The 21693-nt window shown below is 65.9% G+C and carries 17 protein-coding genes and 1 pseudogene; 5 read left to right on the top strand and 13 right to left on the bottom strand.

Annotation, left to right across the window (positions count from 1 at the left end; genetic code table 11):
• Positions 1 to 163: 163 nt before the first annotated feature.
• Positions 164 to 1702 carry a hypothetical protein gene (locus L2U69_RS03240; protein WP_236104904.1) on the bottom strand — a complete coding sequence of 513 codons (1539 nt, stop codon included), beginning with the start codon at positions 1700 to 1702 and terminating at the stop codon, positions 164 to 166.
• 252 nt (positions 1703 to 1954) lie between these two features.
• A pseudogene (locus L2U69_RS03235) lies at positions 1955 to 2748 on the bottom strand (IS5 family transposase).
• 637 nt (positions 2749 to 3385) lie between these two features.
• On the opposite strand from L2U69_RS03235, the gene L2U69_RS03230 reads away from it, so the two are divergent.
• Together L2U69_RS03230 and L2U69_RS03225 are read left to right on the top strand one after the other, a co-directional pair.
• Positions 3386 to 6358 carry a Tn3 family transposase gene (locus tag L2U69_RS03230; protein WP_236104903.1) on the top strand — a complete coding sequence of 991 codons (2973 nt, stop codon included), beginning with the start codon at positions 3386 to 3388 and terminating at the stop codon, positions 6356 to 6358.
• Positions 6359 to 6413: 55 nt separating this feature from the next.
• Positions 6414 to 6743, top strand: a complete 330-nt coding sequence (locus L2U69_RS03225; protein WP_329605369.1) for a sterol desaturase family protein — start codon at positions 6414 to 6416, stop codon at positions 6741 to 6743.
• 9 nt (positions 6744 to 6752) lie between these two features.
• Here L2U69_RS03225 and L2U69_RS03220 read toward each other — a convergent pair whose 3' ends face one another.
• The 4 genes from L2U69_RS03220 to L2U69_RS03210 all read right to left on the bottom strand — a co-directional run bounded on the left by L2U69_RS03220 (position 6753) and on the right by L2U69_RS03210 (position 9578).
• Positions 6753 to 7649 (bottom strand): haloalkane dehalogenase, encoded by an 897-nt coding sequence (locus tag L2U69_RS03220; protein WP_236104901.1) that lies wholly within the window; start codon positions 7647 to 7649, stop codon positions 6753 to 6755.
• 10 nt (positions 7650 to 7659) lie between these two features.
• A complete protein-coding gene (locus tag L2U69_RS19110) occupies positions 7660 to 7785 on the bottom strand; it encodes a hypothetical protein (protein WP_268967206.1) in 126 nt (41 codons plus the stop codon).
• Positions 7785 to 8528 carry an aspartate/glutamate racemase family protein gene (locus tag L2U69_RS03215; RefSeq protein WP_236104900.1) on the bottom strand — a complete coding sequence of 248 codons (744 nt, stop codon included), beginning with the start codon at positions 8526 to 8528 and terminating at the stop codon, positions 7785 to 7787. The genes L2U69_RS19110 and L2U69_RS03215 overlap by 1 nt, the downstream gene beginning before the upstream one ends.
• A 240-nt stretch (positions 8529 to 8768) precedes the next feature.
• Complete coding sequence (locus tag L2U69_RS03210) at positions 8769 to 9578, bottom strand: class I SAM-dependent methyltransferase (RefSeq protein ID WP_236104899.1); 810 nt, start codon at positions 9576 to 9578, stop codon at positions 8769 to 8771.
• Positions 9579 to 9725: 147 nt separating this feature from the next.
• Here L2U69_RS03210 and mazG point away from each other — a divergent pair, with 147 nt between their 5' ends.
• On the top strand, positions 9726 to 10547 hold the full coding sequence (gene mazG, locus L2U69_RS03205; RefSeq protein WP_236104898.1) for a nucleoside triphosphate pyrophosphohydrolase: 822 nt from the start codon (positions 9726 to 9728) through the stop codon (positions 10545 to 10547).
• A gap of 22 nt (positions 10548 to 10569) precedes the next feature.
• Here mazG and hflX read toward each other — a convergent pair whose 3' ends face one another.
• The 7 genes from hflX to dusB all read right to left on the bottom strand — a co-directional run bounded on the left by hflX (position 10570) and on the right by dusB (position 19876).
• Positions 10570 to 11901, bottom strand: a complete 1332-nt coding sequence (gene hflX, locus L2U69_RS03200) for a GTPase HflX (protein ID WP_236104897.1) — start codon at positions 11899 to 11901, stop codon at positions 10570 to 10572.
• Positions 11898 to 12152 (bottom strand): RNA chaperone Hfq, encoded by a 255-nt coding sequence (hfq, locus tag L2U69_RS03195; protein ID WP_236104896.1) that lies wholly within the window; start codon positions 12150 to 12152, stop codon positions 11898 to 11900. Before hfq ends, hflX begins: the two co-directional genes overlap by 4 nt.
• Before the next feature lie 323 nt (positions 12153 to 12475).
• Positions 12476 to 13870 carry a nitrogen assimilation response regulator NtrX gene (gene ntrX / locus L2U69_RS03190; protein ID WP_236104895.1) on the bottom strand — a complete coding sequence of 465 codons (1395 nt, stop codon included), beginning with the start codon at positions 13868 to 13870 and terminating at the stop codon, positions 12476 to 12478.
• Positions 13860 to 16115 carry a sensor histidine kinase NtrY-like gene (locus tag L2U69_RS03185; RefSeq protein ID WP_408065796.1) on the bottom strand — a complete coding sequence of 752 codons (2256 nt, stop codon included), beginning with the start codon at positions 16113 to 16115 and terminating at the stop codon, positions 13860 to 13862. Before L2U69_RS03185 ends, ntrX begins: the two co-directional genes overlap by 11 nt.
• Before the next feature lie 120 nt (positions 16116 to 16235).
• The gene (gene ntrC / locus L2U69_RS03180; protein WP_236104893.1) at positions 16236 to 17705 is read right to left on the bottom strand and encodes a nitrogen regulation protein NR(I); all 1470 of its coding nucleotides are present in this window, start codon (positions 17703 to 17705) and stop codon (positions 16236 to 16238) included.
• 15 nt (positions 17706 to 17720) lie between these two features.
• A complete protein-coding gene (locus L2U69_RS03175) occupies positions 17721 to 18809 on the bottom strand; it encodes a two-component system sensor histidine kinase NtrB (protein WP_236104892.1) in 1089 nt (362 codons plus the stop codon).
• Positions 18810 to 18871: 62 nt separating this feature from the next.
• Positions 18872 to 19876: a tRNA dihydrouridine synthase DusB gene (gene dusB / locus L2U69_RS03170; RefSeq protein WP_236104891.1), complete on the bottom strand. Its 1005-nt coding sequence runs from the start codon at positions 19874 to 19876 to the stop codon at positions 18872 to 18874.
• Between the two features lie 154 nt (positions 19877 to 20030).
• Between dusB and L2U69_RS03165 the strand changes: the two genes are divergently transcribed.
• On the top strand, positions 20031 to 21227 hold the full coding sequence (locus tag L2U69_RS03165; protein WP_236104890.1) for a bifunctional 2-C-methyl-D-erythritol 4-phosphate cytidylyltransferase/2-C-methyl-D-erythritol 2,4-cyclodiphosphate synthase: 1197 nt from the start codon (positions 20031 to 20033) through the stop codon (positions 21225 to 21227).
• Positions 21228 to 21689 (top strand): phosphatidylglycerophosphatase A family protein, encoded by a 462-nt coding sequence (locus tag L2U69_RS03160; RefSeq protein WP_236104889.1) that lies wholly within the window; start codon positions 21228 to 21230, stop codon positions 21687 to 21689.
• Positions 21690 to 21693: the final 4 nt, after the last annotated feature.

The raw sequence follows: 21693 nt of genomic DNA, 5'->3' as shown, positions 1-21693 counted from the left end.
ATTGTATGGTTATTGGGAATGAAGTTAAGAAAAGCATAATGAAGATCCATCGGTAACAATGCCGCTTTAAAGATTCTAAAGCGGATATCACGCCTGTCAGATCTTGAATATTCTTGGGTGTGGCATACCTCACCCAAGAATATATCACCTAGGTACGAAGGCCCTATCGAGTGTTGACCCGTTCGTCGATTCGCCCTGACAGGGCTGTCAGAGCACTGTTTTCGCGATACTCATGAGTGACCCGGGCGTCGATCAGGGCGTCGAGCGGACCCGTCAGCGGCGTCAGGATGGGATACTTGTTGCCCAGGCCATCGATCAGGCCGTGGAGCCGATCTGCCCGCGCCTCCAAGGCGCTATTCTCTTTGTCGACCCGGGCGTTGACCTGGTCGTCGATCCACCCCGTCAGCGCCACCAGGGGGCGATGCTTGCGATTGCCCAAGCCATCGATCAGGCTGTGGAGCCGATTTGCCAGCGCCGCCAAGGCACTATTCTCTTTGTCGACCCGGGTGTTGACCCGTTCGTCGATTCGCCCTGACAGGGCTGTCAGAGCACTGTTTTCGCGATACTCATGAGTGACCCGGGCGTTGATCAGAGCGTCGAGCGGACCCGTCAGCGGCGCCAGGATGGGATACTTGTTGCCCAGGCCATCGATCAGGCCGTGGAGCCGATCTGCCCGCGCCTCCAAGGCGCTATTCTCTTTGTCGACCCGGGCGTTGACCTGGTCGTCGACCCACCCCGTCAGCGTCGTCAGGGCGCTATGCTCGCGATATTCGTGAGCGACCAGGCGGTCGACTAGGCCGTGAAGCTTGCATTTCAGGGAGTGATCCTTGCACTGCTCGGGCGGCGGCGGCGGCGGCGGCGGATTCGACGTGGCGTCGCCTGTCAGGCTGATCTGGCGGATACCGAAGCCAGACCCGGCGGCGAACAGGAAGTTCGGCCTGTTCATGTGGCGCTGCATGTCGATTAGGGTTGGCGCCGACTGCTGCTTGGTGCGGTCGGTGGTCAGTAGATTGGTGCCGGAATTCATGTAGAAGCGAACACCACCTAGGCCCATGGCGCCCTGCTGGTCGAAGATGCCGGTGGCAAACAGGGCCATGCCTGGGACGTCGGTCAGCAGTGCTTCGACCTGGATGTCGCCACCCAGATCGTTGCTGCGCGAGTAGCTGACGCCACCGCCGAGGCGGAGATTGGGATTGGCATAGACCGACAGGCCCGCACGACCGTAGACTCCATCGATCACGTCGCCGGTCTCGTAGCCGACCAAGCCTTCGAGGGTGACATTGTCGAGATAATATTCGGCGATCGCTGCGACGCCATATTGCGCCACGCTGTCGACATAGACGCCGCCACCGGCGACGCCGATCAGGAACTTCTGTGGGTCACGGTAGAATAGCTGGGCGGCGCCGCCGGCGAAGCCGGTCTCGTCCCCAGTCACGCCGGCCACGCCGTCGATCTGCAGGCCGAGCTTGTCGCCGAGGGGTACCGTCAGGCTGGGGGCGCCACCATAAGTACCGCCACTTTCATCGCCACCGCCGAATATATCGAGCTTGACGTTGGTTTCAGCAACCGCGCGGTTGGTATAACCAAACTGCGATGCAGAAACCTGAATGGCGTCCTGCGCGGTGGCGCTTGCCGCCGCCGCGAGAGTGGCGACCGCTGTTGTGCCGAAGATAACGGCCTTAACGGTTGGTCTTTTTCGCATATTGCAAGTTCCTCATGCAAAACTTAAAATAGAACACTCTCGTCTGACACCCTCTTCAGGGCGACCGCCCGTGAGTGAGCGGGCTGGCGCACGAATTGCCAAATCGGCTACAGTTTGCACCGTTTTGGTACGGTATTTGAAACTGACATTGTTGTCACCTGTGGCGACGCAGCATGGATCTACAATTGGCTCCATCTGATCCCACCCGTCACGCGGTTTGGGTGGTTCGTGCTTATGACGACACGGAAGTGATCAGATCGTCCGGTTCGTTAGAGCGTGTAGAGAGCTTGTGGCCGGCCGTTTCTCCGTCGACCTAGTGCCTTTGCGGTCCAGGGTGGCGCCCGATTTCGCCGGTTTCGGTTGAGCCATGCTAGGGTGCGCTCGACCACCAGTGGCGAGGCAGGACCTTGAAGCCTTTGACGGCATCTGAACGCTTGTTGATCTCGACGGTCCATTTTCCGATAGGGCGCAGCGCGTCCCTGAGCTTGTCACCAGCATAGCCGCCGTCGGCGAAGATGTGCCGGAGCCAGGGGAAGCGCTTGGCGATCTTGCCCAAAACCAGCGGCGCGCCATCGCGATCCTGGATGTCGGCGGTGTGGATCACGGCGTGGACGAGATTTCCTTGCGTGTCAGTGAGGATATGGCGTTTGCGTCCCTTGATCTTCTTGCCCGCGTCATAACCCCGAGGGCCGCCGGATTCGGTGGTTTCCACGGTCTGCTTGTCGATCACCCCGGCGCTGGGGAAGGCTTCCCGGCCGCGCCTCGCGCGAGGCCATGAGCAGGGTGCGGTTGAGCGTCAGCCACAGGCCGCTGTCGCGCCACAGGTAGAACCAACGCCGGACGGTCGAGACCGGCGGAAAGCAGGGTGGCAGCATCCGCCATGGCAAACCACCCCGCAGCAAGAACAGGATCGCCTCGACAATCCGCCGCATCGACCATTTGCGAGGACGTCCCACTGGCGAAGCGGGCGGCAGAAGTGGTTCGAGCACCGCCCATTCCGCATCGGTCAAATCGCTTGGCAAAGCCAGTTCGGTTCGCGCATGAATGGCGCGGGCAGTATCGGCCCACGTCGCTGATTCCTGGTCGGTTTTGGCGAAACCCCAGAATCAGCGACAGGCCAACGCTGTCAAGCTAACCGGCTGATATCACTCAACTTAATTTCGGATCAGACACTAAAGACACTAAGAGGTGCGGGTCACGCGCATGGACCGCATCAGTTCATCCGCCCGGCGGGTGGCGCTGACCCCGCCGACATTTATGGGAGCAATTTTCGGCCTATGCGCGACCTCAACAGTCGCATAACGTCAGCCTTGAAAATCATGCCAAATTGGATGAAAATGCCGCCAATTTGGCACATAAGCGGCGGCGCCGTGCTTACCAACGGACGTTTCTCGATGACCACCGTAGTTGCAGGTGCGCTAACGCTGCAGGATCTAATGGATATCACGATCCATTTCATAGAGAGTGGCCCGGGCTGGCCTCTCACTCTCATCGTACTCTTTGTTGTTTGGTTTGCTTGGCGGTCGCTCGGCGACCGGTGAAACTGATTCGGGAATAGCTCACCGCGCTGGCAGCGCGGGTGAGCTTTAGCCTGAATTTCGACTATACGCGAACATGTAGCGATCTGCCCCGCCGCCACCCGCCACTTTCGCTATGATTTCCTTGACGGGATTGGAGAGGGCGATGGCGCGACGGCGACTCCTGACCGAAGGCCAGTGGGCACACTTCCTGGCTGTTCCGTCTGATGAGCGCGAACTGATCCGCCACTATACGTTCGACCGTGACGATTTGGACATTGTCGCGGTCAAGCGCACCGCGCGCAACCGTCTTGGTTATGCTGTCCTGCTCTGCTACCTGCGCTATCCCGGTCGCATGCCCGACCCTGACGAAATCCCGCCGTCGGCCTTGCTGGCCTTTGTTGCTCGCCAGGTTGGCGCCGAAGCCGATGATTATGCCGACTATCGACGCCGGGGCCAGACCCGGCGCGAGCAGATGGCCGATCTCATGGAGCAGACAGGCTACCGGAGCTTCGATCGCGCGGCGTTCGGGGCGCTGGCATCGTGGCTGTTGTCCATCGCCCAGGTGAACCGGGATCCAATGGCGCTTGCGACCGCGCTGGTCAACGAACTGCGGCAGCGACGCATCCTGCTGCCGTCCGCGGCCGTGTTGGAGCTGATCCTGCACCAGGCGCGAGGCCGGGCCGAGCGGATCATTTATCGCATTGTCGTGCAAGCGCTCGGACGGGACGGCGGTGGCCGGGTCGCGGCGCTACTCGAGCCGTGGGCCGATGCCGGCGTTGCCATGCTGGCTTGGCTCCGTTCAGCACCAAAGGCACCGGCACCGCGCAATCTCGTCGCGGTCGTTGACCGCCTCGAAGCGCTGCGCGGCCTTGCCGTCGACCGCGTCGTCCAAGACCAGGTCCCTGATGCCGCGTTCGAGCGGCTTGCCGCCGAGGGCGTGCGGATGACGGTGCAGCACCTCCGCGATCTCTCCCCTGTACGCCGGGATGCGCTGCTGGCCGCGGTGGCGATCCGCATGGAGACAGCGTTGACCGACGCAGCACTCGCCATGTTCGATAAGCTCATGGTCTCGCTCGGCCGCCGAGCAGAAAACCGCACGTCGGAGAAGACACTCAAAACGATGAAGGAGACCAGGAGCCAGCTTCAGACAATCATCGCTGCTTGCCGCGCTGTGATCGACGCACGCGAGGCCGGCCGGAATCCTTTCGAGGCGCTGGACAAGGGTGTTGGATGGTACAAGTTCGTCGCCAGCGTCGCCGATGTTGAGGCTTTGGCGCGGCCGGACGCGATGGACCCTCGGGTCGAACTGGTGGGGCGGTACGCCACTGTCCGTGCCTTTGCCCCGACTTTGCTGGGCGCATTCGTTTTCAAGGGTGGCCCCGCCATTGCGTCGCTACTGCGGGCGCTCGAGGTGCTCCGGGCCATGCACGACTCGGGCAAGCGCAGCCTGCCGCCCAAGGCGCCGATTGGGTTCGTCCGTCGCTCCTGGCGTCGGCTCGTCATGCCTGGCGGCGTGATCGATAGGAAGGCTTACGAAATTTGCGCCCTTTCGGAGCTGCGCGACCGGCTACGCGCCGGCGACATATGGGTTGATGGAAGTCGCCAATTTCGCGACTTCGAGTCCTGCCTGGTGCCGAGGCCGACTTTCGACGCGCTGCGCGACGAGAACGCCCTGCCGGTCGCGGTCAGCAGGGAAAGAACCGTCTACCTGCCCGCGCGGCGGCAGGCCCTGCGCGAGCGGATTGCGGAGGTTGCCGGCCTGGCCGCGGCCGGAAAGCTGGAGAGCGTCGATCTGTCAACGGGCGAACTGAAGGTCTCCCCCATCCGCGACCGTACTCCCGAGGCGGCTGATGAGCTCGGCCACAGCGCCTACCAGACGCTGCCCCGGGTCAAGATCACCGACCTGTTGCTGGAGGTCGATAGCTGGGTCGGCTTCAGCGCGTGCTTTACCCACCAGCGGAGCGGCAGGCCGCCGGAGGATCGGGCGGCGCTGCTCACGGCCATTCTCGCCGACGGCATCAATCTTGGGCTGACGCGGATGGCGGAGGCCTGCCGCGGCGTTTCGATGCGGCAGCTTGCCTGGATGCATGACTGGCACGTGCGTGAAGAGACCTACGCTGCCGCACTCGCCAAAATCATCGACGTCCATCGAGCCCTGCCGCTGGCCGCCATCTGGGGCGACGGCAGCACCTCTTCCTCGGACGGCCAGTTCTATCGTGCCGGCGGCCGCGGCGAGGCGGTCGGTGACGTCAACGCCCGGCACGGCAACGAGCCGGGCGTCGCCTTCTACACCCATGTCTCAGACCAGTACGGTCCGTTCCACACCAAGGTGATCGCGGCGACGGCAAGCGAGGCGCCGCACGTTCTCGATGGCCTGCTTTACCACCAGACCGGCCTGTCCATCGAGGAGCACTATACTGACACCGGCGGCGTCTCCGACCATGTGTTCGGGCTGTGCCATCTGCTGGGCTTCCGCTTCGCCCCACGCATCCGGGACCTCAAGGACCGCCGCCTGTATCTGTTTCCGGGAGACGAGGCGCCTCCGGCTCTCCGGCCCCTGATCGGCGGTGTGATCGATCTCGATCACTTGGCTGCCCACTGGGAAGAGTTGCTGCGGCTGGCCACCTCGATCCGCGTCGGCACGGTGACCGCTTCTGCCATGTTGAGGCGCTTAGCTGCCTATCCCCGGCAAAACGGCCTGGCTCTGGCACTGCGCGAGTTCGGCCGCCTCGAGCGCACGATGTTCACCTTGGACTGGCTGCGCGATCCGGTGCTGCGCCGACGAGCCAACGCCGGGCTCAACAAGGGCGAGGCGCGCAATGCACTGGCGCGGGCCATCTTTTTCAACCGGCTCGGCGAGATGCGCGACCGCAGTTTCGAGAACCAAGCCTACCGGGCCTCGGGATTGAATCTGCTCGTGTCGGCGGTCATCCTGTGGAACACCCGGTACCTTCAGGCTGCCATGGAAGATCTCGGCGGCCGCGGCGCCGACGTGCGGCCGGAACTCGCGCGCCACGTCGCGCCGCTCGGCTGGGAGCATGTCGGCCTGACCGGGGACTACGTCTGGGGCGACGATTCAATTCCGATGGATGGATTGCGACCTCTCCGTCGGCCGCAGTCGCTGCTGGCAGCATAGTTGCTGGTCCGTTCTCACGAACCGGACAATCTGATCACTTTCGTGTCGTCACCCCATCTTCGTCACGCCGTCGCATCACCGGGCCCATCACGGCCGCAATCCCCAATATATCGACAAGAACTACGGCGGCGTGCTGATCCTGTTCGACCGTCTGTTCGGCACCTTCGAGCCCGAGGGGGAGAAGGTGGACTACGGCATCGTGCGCCAAGTGCGCAGCCACAACATCCTGACCCTGAACCTGCATGAATTCGCGGACATGATGCGCGACGTGCTCCGCCCGGGCCCCCTGTGGCTGCGCCTGAAGCACATCTGGGCGCCGCCCGAATGGACCCGGCCCGGGGCGCTGCCGTCCGCCGGCGTCTCCGTCGACAATCGCGCGGCCTGACCCGGCGCCCTAGGGCGCGCTCGTCAGACCCAGCCAGTCCAGGAGACGGGCCGCTAGCTCGTCGCCCCGGTCCTCCTGGATGAAATGACCGCCGCGGATGCGGTCGTGGGGCTGGCCGGCGGCGCCCGGTACATGAGGGATCAGCAGGGAATCCGCCTTGCCCAGGATCGGATCGTCGGCCCCGAAGATGCAGAGGAACGGCTTCGTCCACTTGCCGAGGATCTGCCACGCACGGCGATTGGCGGGCAGGGCGGGATCGCCGGCCTCGGTCGGCACCAGGCTCGGGAAAAGGCGGGCGCAGACCTTGTAGCCGGCACTGGGGAAGGGGGCGTCATAGGCCGCGATCTCGGCCCGCGACAGTTTCGTCAGGCTGCCGAAGTCGACGATGCGCCCCGCCGGGAACACCGGCGTGAAGCGCGCGAACGCCCGCCACAGCCTGAACGCCGGGGGGGCCGCCACTTCGCCCGTCGGCAGGAAGCCGTTCGACACGCAGATGCGGGCGAAGCGGTCTTCCATTTCGGCAGCCACCCGCAGACCGATCAACGAGCCCCAGTCCTGGCAGAACAGCGTCACATCGCGAAGATCCAGCGCCAGCAGCCATTCGCGCACCCAGTCGACATGAGCCTGGTAGCTGTAGGCGGAGGCGGCCGCCGGCTTGTCCGACTTGCCGAAACCGATGAGGTCCGGCGCCAGCACGCGGCACCCGCCGGCCGCCAGCGGCGGGATCATCTTGCGGTAGAGATAGGACCAGGTCGGCTCTCCGTGCAGCAGCAGGACGACGGGACCGTCGCGCGGTCCCTCGTCGACGTAATGCATCCGAACGGGGCCCAACTCCACGTGATGGGGCGCGAAGGGATAGTCAGGCAGATCGGCGAAACGCGCCTCGGGCGTGCGAAGGATCTTCATGCCCGTCTCCTCAGCTTTCGTGCGGCCCTGGAACCATATCACCTGAAACCATATCATCCGCCATAATATGAGCAATCGTCACGAAAGCGAGATCGCGGCGCTCATCGATTGAAATCAACGCCTGAAGAACATCCATCAACTTATTGGCTTGTCGAAACTATTTCCCGCCGCGTCGACGCCGCCCAGCGAGAAATCGACGGCGGCGAGCGCATGCAACGCCGTCGTGTCGAACAGCGGCAGGGCACTGTCGGCCGGGCCGATCAGCAGCATGATCTCGGTACAGCCGAGGATCACCGCCTCCGCGCCGCGCTCAGCCAGACGCGCGATCACGGCGCGATAGGCGGCGCGGGACTCGTCCCGCACCACGCCGGCCACGAGCTCGCGATAGATGACGTCGTGGATCACCCGCCGATCCTCGGCGTCGGGCACCAGAACCTCCAGCCCGTGCCGCGCGGCAAGCCGGCCCTTGTAGAAATCCTGTTCCATGGTGAAAACGGTGCCGAGGAGCCCGATCCGCGACAGGCCAGCCGCCTTGACCGCCGCCGCCGTCGGATCGGCGATGTGGAGCAGGGGGATCGATACCGCTGCCGCCACCGCATCCGCCATGCGATGCATCGTATTGGTGCAGATCACCACGACATCGGCGCCGCCGGCCTCGAGCCTCCGCGCGGCAACCACCATCTCGGCCTCCAGCGCCGCCCATTCGCCGGCATGTTGCAGGCGCTCGATCTCGCCGAAGTCGACGGACCACATCAGGCTGCGCGCCGAATGGACACCGCCCAGACGCTCCCGCGCGGCGCGGTTGATGATCCGATAATATTCGGCCGAGCTCTCCCAGCTCATGCCGCCGATCAGCCCGATCACCTTCGGTCTCATCATCCCTCCGATCGTCGCCCAGACAGGTCCGGCATTATCGCCCGAGAAGGGAGCGGCCCGGACGCGCGCCTTGTAGCAGAAAAACCCCGCAAGAGATTGAAATTCCGCGCACTTCCTCGCTCCATCAATCTCGAGCGGATCTGTCCAACGCCATGTTCAATGCCATATTATTTTCCATAATATATATTATGCGACTATCTGATATCGCTACCGGGACGAACCCGACCGCCCGAAACTCCGGCCCTATCGCGCCACCCGCCCGGTCAGCACGGCGATCGTCCTGTCGTCCGGCGGCCAAGCGACTTCCGCGACGTCGAAGCCGCAGCGTTGCAGATGGTCGGCGCCTTCATCCGCGGTCCTGAAGTGGATGCCGGCGTCGGAACGCGAAATCAGGCGCAGGCCGGCGGCACCGGCCATGGCCGCCGCGCGCAGCAGGCGCGTCTTCGGGCGCGGATAGGTTTCGGTCAGATAGGCGGCGGCCGGGAAACGGCGTAGCGCATTCGCCAGGCGGCACCAGACATCGGTCGCCGTATCGAGGGTGAAGTAATTCATCAGGCCTTCCGTCACCACGGCGATCGGCCGCTCGGCATCGAAGGCATTGGCAAGCACGCTGGCAATGGCATTCGGGCCGTCGGCGGCCAGGATGTCGATGGGCACCACGGCGTGGCGGCTCGACAGGCCGGGCACGCGCGCCAGCGCCTGCACCTTCAGGGCCGCCATCGCCGGCAGGTCGGCCTCGACATAGCGCAGATCCGGATATTGCCGGGTGAAGCGGCAGCCCCGGGCCGACAGGCCGCAGGCGATCTCGAGGATCTGGAGCCCCGGCATCTCCTGGATCAGGCTCGCCAGCAGGCGGTCGATCAGGGCATGGCGCGCCACCAGCATGTGGCGCAGATTGGTGCCGAAGATCGCCTTGCCGGCCCATTCCGCCGGCGCCGCCAGCTTGTACATCAGATCGCCGGCCGGCGTCCGCAATTCGGGCATGGAGAGACCGTTGGCGACCCAGGTCTCGCCGGTGTAGAGCGCGGTGAAGCTGAAGGTGGACGTATCCATCGCCGATCTCCGGAGCCGGTCTGGTCCAATGTCATCTGGTCCAATGCCATCTGATCCAATGTCATCCGGCCCAACCCCATCAGGCCAACATCATAGCGCCGGCAATGGGGCGCTGACATCCCTGGAGCGCGCCGATATGCTCCGCCCATGTCCGACCCTGAAAATGCCCCCGCCCCCCCTTCTCCACCGACGCCCGAGGCCGCTCTCGCCGCGCTGCTCGCCCTGATGGCGCGCCTGCGCAGCAAGGCCGACGGCTGTCCCTGGGACGTGGAACAGACCTTCGACACGATCGCGCCCTATACGATCGAGGAAGCCTATGAGGTGGCGGACGCCATCGCCCGGGGCGATCGGGCCGACCTTCGCGAGGAACTGGGCGATCTCCTGTTCCAGGTCGTGTTCCACGCCAGGATCGCGGAAGAGGAAGGCGCCTTCGCCTTCGCCGACATCGCCGATTCGATCACCCGAAAGATGGTGGCGCGACACCCCCATGTCTTCGGCGATGCCACGGCCCATGACGCCGCGCGCTGGGAAGACATGAAGGCCGGCGAACGTGCAGCCAAGGCCAAGGGCGGCGTGCTGGACGATGTCCCCCTCGCCCTACCCGCCCTGCTGCGCGCCGCCAAGCTGCAGAAACGCGCCGCCCGCATCGGCTTCGACTGGCCGGACCTGATGCCCGTGCTCGACAAGCTCGAGGAGGAGATCGGCGAGTTGAAGGCGGAAATCGCCGCCGGCAGTCCCAAGGCGCGGCTGGAGGACGAATTGGGCGACGTGCTCTTCGTCATCGCCAACATCGGCCGCCATCTGGGGGTGGAGGCGGAAACCGCGCTCCGTTCCACCAACGCCAAATTCGAGCGCCGCTTCCGCCATATCGAGGCGCGGCTGGCGGCACGCGGCCTTGGCGGGCGTCAGCCGCTCGATCTTCTCGACGCGCTCTGGGACGAAGCCAAGGCGGCCGAAAAACGGACCTGACGGCGAAACATCCGACCGACGATCAGGCCGCGCTGCCGAAGCGCTTCTCGAAGCGGCCGAGATCGGCGGGGTCGAGGCCGACGGTCAGATGGGCCAGTCCGTCGTCGCCGTCGCGCCGCTCCACCACCTCGCCATGCTGGTAGAGGAAGGCGAGCGCGGCGCCGTCCGACAGCGGCACCGACAGTTCGACGAAACGCCGCGCGGCGCCCAGCTTCTCGTCGAGGGTGGCGAGCAGGCCGTCCACCCCCTCCCCGGTCAGGGCCGAGACCGGCAGCACGGTATGAAGACGCGCCGCGCGGTTGAACAGGGCCGCGCGCTCGTCGTCCGGCAGCAGGTCGACCTTGTTCAGGACCTCGATCATGCGCGCGTCCTGTTCCGCCTCGTCGACGCCGAGATCGTCGAGCACGGCGAGCACGTCGGCCTTCTGGGCTTCGGTCTCGGGATGGGCGACGTCGCGGACATGGACGATGACGTCCGCCTCCAGCACCTCTTCCAGGGTGGCGCGGAAGGCGGCGACCAGATGGGTCGGCAGGTCGGAGACGAAGCCCACCGTGTCGGACAGGATGATCTGACGCCCGGAAGGCAGTTCGATGCCGCGCATGGTGGGGTCGAGGGTGGCGAACAGCAGGTCCGCCGCCAGCACCTTGGCCCGCGTCATGCGGTTGAACAGCGAGGATTTGCCGGCATTGGTATAGCCGACCAGGGCGACGATCGGATGCGGCACCTTGCGCCGGTTGCGCCGGTGCAGCTCGCGCGTTCGCGTCACCGTCTCCAGCTCGCGCTTCAGGCGGGTGATCTTTTCGGAAAGGATGCGCCGATCGGCCTCGATCTGGGTTTCGCCGGGACCGCCCAGGAAGCCGACGCCGCCGCGCTGACGTTCCAGATGGGTCCAGGACCGCACCAGCCGGCTCTTCTGATAGGACAGATGGGCCAGTTCGACCTGCAGCCGGCCTTCGCGCGTCGCCGCCCGCGCCCCGAAGATCTCGAGGATCAGGCCGGTGCGGTCGATGACCTTGGTCTTCAGCTCCCGTTCCAGGTTGCGCTGCTGGACCGGCGAAAGCGCGCAGTTCATGACCACGACGTCGACCGCGTATTCGGCCACCACGCCGCGCAGTTCGGCGACCTTGCCGGTGCCGAGCCAGGTGGCCGGGCGGATGCGGTCGACCGGGGCCTCGATCGCCTCGACGACGTCGAGCTCGATGGCCGCTGTCAGGCCGACCGCTTCCGCGAGGCGTGCCTCGGGCAGGCGCAGGGCGGCGCCGCCCACCTCATCGGCAGGCGACGCCCCCCTGACGTAGGGATGGACGACGATCGCTCTGCCCGCCGCCGCGACGGGCCCGGATGGGTCGCTCAATGGTCGCGGGACGCCTCGGCCGCCTGCGGATCGAACAATTGGATGGGCGCCGCCGGCATGACGGTCGAAATCGCATGCTTGTAGACGAGCTGAATGTGCCCGTCACGCCGCAGCAGCACGCAGAAATTGTCGAACCAGGTGATCACGCCCTGCAACTTCACGCCATTCACCAGGAACACGGTCACAGGGGTCTTGTTCTTGCGGACGTAGTTCAGGAAGACGTCCTGAACGTTTTGGGATCGTTCCGACATTTTGGAACCTTTTTTTCTTGTTGCGTCTTACTCTCAACCCAACCCCGTTCTCGCCCGGGGGAGGCAGCGCCACCCCCGACGACCACCGGATCAAGCGGTGATTCCGGAACAGAAGGCAGCGACACACACAAATTGCTGCACTGCACAAATATCGCAAGCTTCTCGGCTCTTCGCAAGCGAAATCCGCGACCTTCCGGCGAATGGTGCGATGGTCCGCACCGATTCCGATCACGGCACCGGGATAAAGCGATTGCCCGCCGGGCTCAATAGCGCATTCGGGGGGTGTGGCCTCAAAATGGTCGCGGACGCGGCGGAAACGGGGTCTAGATCTGGCCCCGATCGCTGATGCTGATGCCCAGCGACTTCAATTTCCGATGGAGCGCGGACCGTTCCATGCCGATGAAATTGGCGGTTCGGCTGATGTTGTTGCCGAAACGCGCCACCTGGGCCAGCAGATAGTCCCGCTCGAAGGCTTCGCGGGCCTCGCGCAGCGGCAGGGCCATGATCACCTCGCCGCCGTCGCCGCGCAGCGTGTTGGGCCCTGCCCCGCCCACTTCGGCCGGCAGCATGTCGGCGCCGATCGCCCCCTCCGCGTCGTCGGTCGCCAGAATCAGCAGGCGTTCGCAGACATTACGCAATTGCCGCACGTTGCCCGGCCAGTCATAGGCCTGCATCACCGCCATCGCCTCGTTGGAGATGTTGCGCGGCGGAACGCCGTTGGCGCGGCTGATGCGCTGGATGAAATGGGTCGCGAGTTCGGGAATGTCCTCGCGCCGGTCGGCCAGCCGCGGCACCCGGATCGGCACCACCGACAGGCGGTGGAACAGATCCTCGCGGAAGCGGCCGGCGGCGATCTCGGCATGGAGGTCGCGCGACGACGCGCTGACCACGCGCACGTCGACCTGCACCCGGTTGCGGCCGCCGACGCGTTCGAAGGTCTGGTCGACGAGGACGCGCAGGATCTTGGCCTGGGTCTCGGGCGGCATGTCCGCCACTTCGTCGAGGAACAGGGTGCCGCCGTGGGATTTCTCGAAGAGGCCGATGCGGGGCATGCCGTCGGCGCTGGCCGAGGCTTCGACGCCGAACAGTTCCGCTTCCATGCGTTCCGGCGCCATGGTCGCGGCATTGACCACCGAAAAGGGCCCTTCGGCGCGCTTGGACAGGCGGTGCAGCTGGCGCGCCACCACTTCCTTGCCGGCGCCCGGCGGGCCCATGATCATGACCCGGCTGCCCATGGGGGCCGCCTTCTCGACCATGGCACGCACGGTGTTCATGGCCGAGGAACGGCCGATCATCTCGTCCTCGATGTTGGAACGGACCTTCAGCGCCTTGTTCTCGCGCTTCAGCTCCGCCGCCTCGATGGCGCGCTGGACGAGGAGCAGCAGGCGGTCCGCCTTGAAGGGTTTCTCGATGAAGTCGTAGGCGCCGCGCTTCAGGGCGCCGACGGCGGTCTCGATCGTGCCGTGGCCGGAGATCATGACCACCGGCATCTCGGGGTGCGCGCGCTTCACCGCCTCCAGGATCTCGAGTCCGTCGAGACGGCTGCCCTGCAGCCATATGTCGAGAATGACGAGTGACGGCAGGCGTGCCTCGATGGCGGCGAAGGCTTCGTCCGCGCTGCCGGCGGTCCGCGTCTCGTAGCCTTCGTCCTCGAGAATGCCGGCGACGAGTTCACGGATGTCCGCCTCGTCGTCGACGATCAATACTTCACGAGCCATGCGCTTTCCTCGCCTCGGTTTCCGCCGCGGCATCGGTGCTTTCGCGCCGCCAGGGGAAACTCAACGTCACGACCGCGCCGCCGTCCGGATTGTCGCCCAGATGGATGGTGCCGCCGTGTTCCTCCAGAATTTTGCGGACGATGGCGAGACCGAGGCCGGTCCCCTTTGTCCGCGTGGTGACATAGGGTTCCGTCAGCCGGTCGCGTTCGTTGGCCGGCAGGCCGCGACCGTTGTCCATGACCTCGATCCGGATGGTGCCGTCCTCGGCCGACAGCCGGGTGACGATGCGCCCGGGCGGCAGGTCGGCGCGCGCCGGACGGCCGTCGATCGCCTCCGCCGCGTTCTTCAGGACATTGGCCAGGGCCTGGCCGATCTGCCGCGTATCGAACAGGGCGATCACCGCTTCGGGCGGCGCCTCGGTCTCGAAGATGATGGCGGGCGCCGCGACGTGGCGCAGGAATACCGCCTGACGCACCTGCTCCGACAGGTCCTCCATGCGAAAGACCGCCGTCGGCATCCGCGCGAAGGCCGAGAATTCGTCCACCATGCGGCCGATGTCGCCGACCTGGCGGATGATCGTGTCGGTGCATTGGGCGAAGACCTCGGGATCGGTCGCGATCTCCTTGCCGTATTTCCGCTTCAGGCGTTCGGCCGAAAGCTGGATCGGGGTCAGGGGATTGCGGATCTCGTGGGCGATGCGGCGCGCGATATCGGCCCAGGCGGCGGTGCGTTGGGCCGAAACCAGATCGGTCACATCGTCGAAGGTGACGACGAAGCCGCGCACTTCCCTGCCCGTCCGCTCGCCGACGACACGCACGCTGAAATGGCGGGTGACGCCGCCCCGGGCCAGATTGATCTGGGCCTGGATCTCGCGTTCCGGCCGTTCCCGCGCCTCGGCCAGCAGGGCCGCGATCTCGGGCACGACATCCTCGATCGGCCGGCCGATGATGGCGTCCGCCGTGGTATCGAGCAATTCGAGGGCGGAGCGGTTGGGCAGCGAGATCCGGCCTTCGGTGTCGACGCCGAGCACGCCGGCGGACACGCCCGCCAGCACCGCCTCGGTGAAGCGGCGGCGCTCGTCGAGTTGGTGGTTGGCATCGCGAAGCGCGCCGTGCTGGGCCTCGATCTGGCCGGCCATGCGGTTGAACGCGCGCCCCAGCGACGCCAGTTCGTCGTCCGAAGTACCGGTTTCGACGCGGGCCGCCAGATCGCCCTCGCGCAACCGCTCGGTCGCGCCGAACAGGCGCGCCACGGGCTCCACGAGCTTGGTCGCGAACCAGAGGCCGGAGAGAATGGCGGTCAGCAGGATCAGGAGGGCGACCAGCACGAAGACGAAGGCGAAAGTGACCTGGATGCCGAGCCGGCGTTTCTGCAGCTCGTTGTATGCCGCCGCCGCCGCCGCCGTCCGCTCGACATAGGCGATGACGCGGGGATCGACGAAACGCCCGACATAGAGATAGGCGTCGAGGAAGCTGTCGATCCGCACCAGGGCCCGTACCCGGTCGTCCTCCGTGGTGATCAGCGCGACCTCCCCCTCCCGCGCCCGGTCGAGGGCGCCCGGCGGCAGGCGGTCGAATTCCATGCCGAAGGAGAGCGCGGTCCGCGCCAGCACCCGGCCGGTCGAATTGATCACGATCGCCTCGGCCAGGCCGCGCACCGCCACCTGGCTCTCCAGCAGCGAGTTGAACAGGTCGGGATTGGCCTCGATCATCATGGCGCGGCGGTTGATGTCGTTGGCCATGGCGCGGATGTCGGCCTCGATGGTCTTGGCGTGTTCCTCGACATAGGCCTTGGCGATGACCACGGAATCCGAAACCGCGCCATGCACCCGGTCGCTGAACCAGGTATCGATGACAAAATTGAAGAACAGCGCCGAGGCAACGCCCAGAAAGATCGTCGGCACCGCGGCGATGGCACCGAACAGGGCGACGATGCGGACATGCAGCTTTGCCCCCGCCAAGCCCGAACGCCGCGCCCACCAAAGTCGGACGAGCCGCGTCGCCACCAGCGCGGCGAGCGCCAGCACCAGGACGAGATCGACAAGCAGCAACGGAATGATGAAGGACGTATCGCCGTCCTGCACCGCCGGATCGCGCAGCGCGAGATAGGTTCCGGTGCCGGAGGCCGCCGCCATCAGCACCAGGAAGACGACCAGGCGCCGGCTGATGTGGCTGCGACTGATCCAGGCCTCCAGGCGCGCGGCGCGACTGACCCGTGGCGTATCGACGGCTTCGTTCAAGGTCACCCCTCTGGCCGGTTGCCGTTCCCCCCGGATCGGCGACCAGCCGTGTGGCGCGGGACAGGGTGGCGTCCCTCGCAGACTCGATATCCTGTTGTCAGAATATCACAGGGTGTCGAAAAGGCATCACTTGATGCTGCGCAGAACCTGAATATCCAGATCGCGGATCTTCTTGCGCAGCGTGTTGCGATTGAGGCCGAGCAGTTCCGCGGCCCTGATCTGATTGCCCCGCGTCGCCGACAGGCTGATCTCGATCAGGGGCCTTTCCACCTCGCGCAGGATGCGGTCATAGAGGCCGGAAGGCGGGAGCCCCTCCTCATGGGCCGCGAAATAGCGCGCCAGATGGCGCTCCACGGCGATCGACAGGCTGGCCGGCTCGTCGCCCATGGCATTGCGGAACTGGACCTCCGGCTCCACCAGCTCGGCCTTCACGACGTCGAGGCCAATGATCTCCTCGGCATAGAGGGCGGCGAGGCGGCGGATCAGGTTCTCCAGCTCGCGCACGTTGCCGGGCCAGCGATAGCGCTTCAGGAATTCCATCGCCTCGCCGTCGATCAGCTTGCCCGGCAGGCCCTGGGACACCGCCTGGCCGAGGAAATGGCGCGTCAGGTCGGGAATGTCCTCGGACCGCTCGCGCAGCGGCGGCAGGCGGAGCGGCACGACGTTCAGGCGATAGAACAGATCCTCGCGGAACAGGCCCTGATGCACCAGTTGGCGCAGATCCCGGTGGGTCGCGGAAATGATGCGGACGTCGGTCTTGATCGGGTTGCGGCCGCCGACGGTGGTATATTCGCCCTGCTGCAGGACGCGCAGCAGGCGCGTCTGCGCCTCGAGCGGCATGTCGCCGATCTCGTCGAGGAACAGCGTGCCGCCCTCCGCCTGCTGGAAGCGGCCGACGGAGCGGGCATTGGCGCCGGTGAAGGCGCCCTTCTCATGGCCGAAGAGTTCGCTTTCGATCAGTTCGCGCGGGATCGCCGCCATGTTGATGGCGACGAAGGGGCCGTTGCGGCGCTTGCCGTAATGATGCAGCGCATGCGCCACCAGCTCCTTGCCGGTGCCCGACTCGCCGGTGATCATCACCGTCAGGTCCGTGCCCATCAGGCGCGCCAGCACGCGGTAGATTTCCTGCATGGCGGGCGAACGGCCGATCAGCGGCACCTGATCGTCGCCGTCGCCGAGCGGATTGCCCTCCGCCTCGCCGGTCTTCGGCAGGGTCAGGGCGCGCTGGACGACGGTGATCAGCTCCTTCAGGTCGAAGGGTTTCGGCAGATATTCATAGGCCCCGCGTTCCGCCGCCTTGACCGCCGTCATCAGCGTATTGTGCGCCGACATGACGATGATCGGCAGTTCGGGGCGCAGGCGCTTGATGCGCGGCAGCAGGTCGAGACCGTTCTCGTCCGGCATCATCACGTCGGTGATGACCAGATCCCCCTCCCCGCCCGAGACCCAGCGCCACAGGGTGGCGGCATTGGCGGTGGAGCGGACGTGATAGCCGAGGCGGCCGATGGCGCGGTCCAGCACCTCACGGATCGCGCGGTCGTCGTCGGCGATCAGGATCGTCGGGGTATTGCCATCGGAAACACCGTGGACAGGCATGGTGGTACTCACAGATTACTCGGTCGCGACCGGCAGCAGCACCCGGAACACGGTGCGGCGCGGTTCGGACTCGCATTCGATCATGCCGCCGTGATCGCCGATCACCTTGGCCACCAGGGCGAGGCCGAGGCCGGTGCCGCTGGACTTGGTCGTCACGAAGGGCTCGAACAGATGGGGCTTCAGGTCGGGGGGCACGCCCTCGCCATTGTCCCTGACGGTCACTTCCAGCGGCAGGCGCAGGCGCCGGCGCGTGCCCGGCACGGCCATGCGCACGCCGTGGCGATAGGCGGTGGTCAGGGTGATCTCCCCGCCCTTGGCCGGTACCGCTTCCGACGCGTTCTTCACCAGGTTCAGGAATACCTGAATCAACTGGTCGCGGTCGCCCGGCACCGGCGGCAGCGAGGGATCATAGGTTTCGATGAAACGCACGCCCTTGGCGAAACCGTTCATCGCGATCTTCTTCACGTGTTCGAGAACGACGTGGATGTTGACCGGGTCGCGAGTCAGGGGCTGGCCTTCGTTGAAGGCCTCCATGCGGTCGACCAGGCTGCATATGCGATCCGCCTCGTCGCAGATGAGACGGATGAGATCGCGGTCGCCCTCGCCGATGCCCTGTTCGATCAGCTGCGCCGCGCCGCGAATGCCGGACAGCGGGTTCTTGATCTCATGGGCGAGAATGGCGGCCATGCCGGTAACCGAACGCGCGGCACCGCGATGGGTGAGCTGGCGGTCGATTCGCTGGGCGATGGCGCGTTCCTGCAGCGAGATCAGCATCAGGCCGGTATTGTCGGCGAGCGGCGTCACCTGCATGTCGACGGAACGGTGGCCGGTCTTGGGCGAGCCGAAATCGACCTCGTATTCGAAGACCGAAATGCCGCGCTGACGCACCTGTTCCACCACCGCCAGCAGCGGATGGGCGAACGGCGTCACCTGATCGAGGCGCATGCGGCTGAGCACCGTGGCGCCGGTGGCGAAGAACTGTTCCGCCGTGGCATTGGCGTAGCGGATGTTGCCGTCCTGATCGACCAGCAGGATCGCCTTGCCCAGCGCGTTCAGCACCATCTCGAAATCGAGGCCGGCGCCCGTCACACGTCCCCCCGACACACGTCCCCCTGTCACGCGTCCCCTCGAGCCGCTGCCCGCGGTCGCCGTCGAAATTCTCGCCATCAGGCCGCCCTTCGCTCCACGATCGGCGAATAGAAGGCACGGATACGATCCTTGACCGCCGCCGGATCGTCCATGCGGTTGATCTCCGAGCGGAAGGCGGCGGATTCCGGCAGGCCCGCCGAATACCAGCTCACATGCTTGCGCGCCATGCGCATGCCCGGGATGTCGCCGTAATGCTCCAGCATCGCCTCATAGTGCTCGAGCAGCATCGCCATCTGGGTCTCGAGCGAGGGATCGGGCAGGCGTTCGCCGGTCTTCAGGAAATGCATGACCTGGCGGATGAACCAGGGCCGGCCATAGGCGCCGCGCCCGACCATCACGCCGTCGGCGCCGGATTCGGCCAGGATCTGGCGCGCGTCATCCAGCGTCGTCACGTCGCCATTGGCGATCACGGGTATCTTCACCACCGATTTCACCCGCGCGATGAAGTTCCAGTCCGCCCTGCCGTTGTACATCTGGCAGCGGGTGCGGCCGTGGACGGTCACCATCCGCACGCCGCAATCCTCGGCGATGCGGGCGAGTTCGGGGGCATTGCGGCTGTCGTGGTCCCAGCCCGTGCGCATCTTCAGGGTGACCGGCAGTTTCACCGCCTTCACCGTCGCCTCGATCAGGCCGCGGGCATGGTTCAGGTCGCGCATCAGGGCGGAGCCGGCATGGCCGTTCACCGCCACCTTCTTGACGGGACAACCCATGTTGATGTCGATGATGGCGGCGCCCCGGTCCTCGTTCAGCTTGGCCGCTTCCGCGAGGCGGCCCGCCTCGCAGCCGGCGAGCTGGACCGCCATCGGGAATTCCTCGGCGCAATTGCTGGCCATCTTCATGGTCTGGCGGGTCTGGCGGATCATCGCCTCCGAGGCGATCATTTCCGACACCACGAGACCGGCGCCATGGCGCTTCACCAGGCGGCGGAACGGCATGTCGGTGACACCCGACATCGGGGCGAGGATTACCGGCTCGTCGATCTTCACCGGTCCGACGGTGATGGGGCCGATCGGGCTGTTCATTCCTTGGGCACTTTTCAAAGCTGCACGATAAACGGGCAATCTAAGCCCATTGCTTGGGCACCGCAATGGTCACGCCAAACTATCGGCATCAGATTGATGGATTGTTGCGAAGGTGACACTAGGCCCGCCTGCAAGGCAAGGATAGTGTCTCGCCATGACCGAATCCTCCCCGATAGCGCGCGTCGCGGCCTCCAGTCGGCGGGTCGCGGCCGTTGTCGTCGCAGCCGGAAGTGGCAAGCGAATGGGCAGCGACACGCCCAAGCAATTTCTGCCGCTGGCCGGTGCGCCGCTGTTGCGCCATGGGGTCGCGGCGCTCCGCCGCCACCCCGCCATCGGGCCGATCGCGGTTGTGGTCGATCCGGCGTATCGTAGCCGGGCGGAGGAGGCCCTGGACGGCCTTTCGGCCGGTCCCTTCGTCGCCGGCGGGACCGAACGTCAGGCCAGCGTGCGCGCCGGTCTCGAAGCGCTGGCCGCCCTGCCCGCCCCGCCCGAGACGGTCCTGATCCACGATGCCGCGCGCCCTTTCGTCGACAATGCCCTGATCGACCGGGTGCTTGCCGCCATCACGCCCGCGCGGGGGGCGATCCCGGCGCTGCCCGTGGTCGATACCCTGAAGCGCGGCGCCGACGGCCTCGCCGGCGAAACCGTGGCGCGGGACGGCCTGTTCCGGGCCCAGACGCCCCAGGGCTTTCCCTTCGAACCGATACTCGCGGCCCACCGCCGCCTCGCCGATGCCGCCCTGACCGACGATGCCGCCCTGGCGGAAGCGGACGGGCATTCGGTCGCCCTGGTCGACGGGCGGGAGGAGAATTTCAAGGTGACCACGCCCGACGACATGGCCCGTGCCGAGCGCCTGATGCTGGCGGGGCTCGGCGACGTCCGGACGGGCATGGGCTATGACGTCCATCGCCTCGGCCCCGGCGACGGGGTCTGGTTGGGCGGCGTCCGCATCGCCCATGACCAGAGCCTGATCGGCCATTCCGATGCCGATGTCGCCCTTCATGCGCTGACCGACGCGATCCTCGGCGCCATCGCCGCCGGCGACATCGGCCAGCATTTCCCGCCCAGCGATCCGCAATGGCGCGGCGCCGACAGCAGCCGCTTCCTCGCCCATGCCGGCAAGCTGGTGTCGGACCGCGGCGGCATGATCGCCCATGTCGATCTGACCATCATCTGCGAGCGGCCCAAGGTCGGGCCGCACCGCGCCGCGATGACGGCCCGGATCGCCCAGATCCTGTCGCTTTCGCCCGATCGCGTGGGCGTCAAGGCGACCACCACCGAAGGCCTCGGCTTCACCGGCCGGGGCGAGGGAATCGCCGCCCAGGCGATCGCAACCGTGAGGCTTCCCTAAATGCTCCCTCCCTGGCATCCGGCGCGCATCATCTCGACCGGCGGCTATGTCGGCTATCTGCCCGGCCCGGCCGGTACCTGGGGGTCCCTGGTCGCCCTCGTCCCCGCCTGGTTCATCCGCGCCTGGACGGGCGAGACCGGCCTTGCCGTCGCCGCCGCGATCATGACCGTGGTCGCGATCTGGGCCGCCGATCTTTACGCTTCCGCCCGCGACATGAAGGATCCGGGCAGCGTCGTCGCCGACGAATTCGCCGGGCAATGGTTCACCCTGGTGCTGGTGCCCAACGACCTGACGCTCTATGCCTTCGCCTTCGTCGTGTTTCGCGTGCTCGACATTCTGAAGCCCTGGCCGGCAAGCTGGGCGGATCGCAACCTGCCCGGTGGATTCGGCATCGTCGTCGACGACGTGATCGCCGGTCTCATGGGTCTCGTCCTGATGGGGGCATTGGTCGAATTATGGTGACGTC

Origin of the sequence: Zavarzinia marina (assembly GCF_021568905.1) — a bacterium.
GTDB classification, from domain to species: domain Bacteria; phylum Pseudomonadota; class Alphaproteobacteria; order Zavarziniales; family Zavarziniaceae; genus Zavarzinia; species Zavarzinia marina.
Note: the sequence above shows the minus strand (reverse complement) of the source record. Positions and strands in the feature narration are given on the sequence as shown.